At 63.2% G+C, this 492-nt stretch carries 1 protein-coding gene; it reads right to left on the reverse strand.

All coding sequences use genetic code 11. The features are described 5' to 3' along the window. Nucleotides 1-475 (reverse strand): methyl-accepting chemotaxis protein (locus tag AC1D0P_RS28610; RefSeq protein ID WP_477679825.1); only part of this gene is annotated, 475 nt, incomplete at its 3' end. Nucleotides 476-492 lie beyond the last annotated feature (17 nt).

A 492-nucleotide genomic window follows, 5' to 3' on the forward strand; every position in this document is an offset into this window, starting at 1 on the left:
GCTTGGAGGCTTGGGTAACCGGCTTTGGCACGGCTCTGAGCTGCGAGGATGCGGATTCGGCCATCTGGAACTGTTTCATCAGTACGGTCAGATTGCCGGCATCCTGCGCCAGCGTGTGGCTGGCGGCATTGGTCTCCTCGACCATGGCGGCGTTCTTCTGCGTCATCTGATCCATTTGGCCAATGGCCGTGTTGATTTCCTGGATGCCGGTCGATTGCTCGTTGGCAGCCGTGGCGATCTCGCTCACCAGTTCGTTGATCTTCGAGACGTCCTCGACGATATGGCTGAGCTTGTCGCGCGTGGCGGTGACCAGCTGCACGCCGGTGCGCACTTCCTCGCTCGACCGCGCCACCAGCGCCTTGATGTCCTTGGCCGCACCTGCAGCCCGTCCGGCGAGTTCGCGCACTTCCTGRGCRACRACGGCAAAWCCCTTGCCGGCTTCGCCGGCRCGCGCCGCCTCGACACCTGCGTTCAACGCCAGAAGGTTGGTCT

This window comes from Polaromonas sp. P1_G2 (assembly GCF_056405515.1).